Consider the following 2,054-nt stretch of genomic DNA (forward strand, 5'->3'; position numbering starts at 1 on the left):
TTTATGTAACCACATTTCACTATTTGTAACAGGCACAGTGTCTTGTGCATTGTAAATCGCGCCCAAAACACAACTGCTTTCACCGCGTGCATCGAGCAAAATTGCTACTAATTCGCCCACGTCAGGTAAGCAATAGAACTGATTGCCACCTGCGTTGGGAACAAGATACGCTAGCCACGCAGTTTCAAAATCTTCTAGGGCGGGAATGGTCGCTTTAATACGATGGGTTTTGGGATCAACTTGGCTGACAATACCTTCCTGATAAGTCGCCCCGAAATTATGCGTGGGATGTGGTTTTCTCATCTTTTGGTAATTCCTCGTTAAATTCAATCATTTTGATTTCAAGGTCGGTGGTGTAGCCTTGCCGTTTGTCCACCGTGTGGCGTGCTTGCTTGATTAAGTACTTACCGCTAAACATACCGACATTCGTCATCCGAATCGTATTACCTGCTACCAGTTTTGGGTTGCCAATCACGGTAATGTTGCCCGCTTGTTGGTCATCATTTTCCCCAAGCGTGGCATCGGCTCGGGCGTTCATTTGTGCTTGGCTTTCACCACGGGTCACTATTTTTAAGGTATCTGCACTGCTGGCTACCGCTTGTTTTTTCGTGGGGCGTTTTGCCTTGTGCTTTTTAGTGGATTTTAATGCCTTCTTCTCGTGCTGATTAAAGCCTGAAACCTCCACTTTTGAAACCGTGTCTTTAATACGGTCACGCAGGCGTAAACTTTTCACCTCACTATAATCAATCACCGCAACGGGTTGGCGTGTTTCAAGGCTTGCCATAGTGGTGAAAACCAGCGTTTGATTGACAATTTTAAAGCTGTGGTGGTATTCGTGCGCCAGCCGAGTTAAAAATTCCACGTCCCGTTCTTGGTATTGGGTAGCACGCTGAATCGGAATATCTGCCACCGTGCCTGTTACCTTGAGTTTCAACCGCTTTGCTACGGTTTTCACGATATTTACCAGCGTGGTATTTTCATAAGATTTAGGCTTAAGCGTGCGGTTCGCCTTGGTTACGCCCGTGCTAAGGGCTTTGAGTGAGACGGCTGAACCTCGGTCGGGCGACCATTGCCATTCGATTTCGTCCAGTTCAAAACTACCTAAATTCACTAACGGCTCGCCTTTGTAACCTAGTTGCAAACTTAATTTATCGCCTTGAGTGGGAAACCAACTGCCGACCCATTTGCGTTCAATATCTTCAAATTCCACTTGTAATTCGTCCGACTGGTCAGAGAGATAGTCGGTATAAGTGAGCCGCAACAAATTCGGCTTCACATATTGGGTAATTTGTTTGGCTTCATACAGCAATTGCACTTGCATTAGTTATCTCCTTGCAACCACGGCGGCAAATCACTGTTGTCGGTGGTTTTCACCTCTAGCACAGGCACTTTTAAAGTTTCGCCCATTGGTAACATTTCACAAAATGGGATATGCGGATTGGCATCAATCAGTCGATTGATTTCGTTAACCGTGCCATAATAATGATAGGCAAGGTTATCCCAACGCTCGCCTTGCTTCACAGTGTGCAAAATAATGGCATTACTCATCGTTATCCTCGCCACTGTCAGCACGAATGGCGATCCAAGCGGTCATTTTTGCCGAGTTTTTTGCAAGAGATTCCGAGACCACTTCAGCCGATTCAATTGCTTTTACGCCTAAGTCAAACCATTCGCCCAACTCATCGCCTTCGATGCCTGATTTAAATAAGCTATAAGCCGTATTTAAATGTCCTGAAAGCGTGGTTAAATCTTGCATAAAACCCGCCGTGCCTCGCACACCTTCGGTCAGTGTAGCAAACGCCTTACCTAAGCCCACCATTTCAGCCAAACCGCTGAAAGAACCACCTAAGGTATTCACAATGCCACTGATTTCAGACAGGGCAGCAAGCGGGTTATTTTTCAGATTTTTTACAATTTCGACCGCACTTTTCACATCAGAAACTGCCTGCTTGACTTGGCGAGCTACCGCAATGCCTTTACTTATCAACTGATTTGTTTGGCTGACAAAATTGCTTAAGCCTTTCGGGATAATGGAAGCCAAGGGCGAATTACCC

The 2,054-nt window shown here is 45.8% G+C and carries 3 protein-coding genes and 1 pseudogene; all 4 read right to left on the reverse strand.

Translation table 11 applies throughout. The features are described from left to right. Positions 1-303, reverse strand: a 303-nt coding sequence (locus HMPREF0027_RS11035) for a phage baseplate assembly protein V (RefSeq protein WP_005625310.1), incomplete at its 3' end; no start/stop codon positions are given. Continuing rightward, positions 278-1,321: a phage late control D family protein gene (locus HMPREF0027_RS11040; RefSeq protein ID WP_005625312.1), complete on the reverse strand. Its 1,044-nt coding sequence runs from the start codon at positions 1,319-1,321 to the stop codon at positions 278-280. The genes HMPREF0027_RS11040 and HMPREF0027_RS11035, both read right to left, overlap by 26 nt. Then, complete coding sequence (locus HMPREF0027_RS11045; protein WP_005625313.1) at positions 1,321-1,548, reverse strand: tail protein X; 228 nt, start codon at positions 1,546-1,548, stop codon at positions 1,321-1,323. The genes HMPREF0027_RS11040 and HMPREF0027_RS11045 overlap by 1 nt, the downstream gene beginning before the upstream one ends. After that, positions 1,541-2,054 (reverse strand): annotated as a pseudogene (locus HMPREF0027_RS11050) (phage tail protein); the annotation flags it as partial. The pseudogene HMPREF0027_RS11050 and the gene HMPREF0027_RS11045, both read right to left, overlap by 8 nt.

The sequence above is a fragment of the Actinobacillus ureae ATCC 25976 genome, assembly GCF_000188255.1.
Taxonomy (GTDB): Bacteria; Pseudomonadota; Gammaproteobacteria; order Enterobacterales; family Pasteurellaceae; genus Actinobacillus; species Actinobacillus ureae.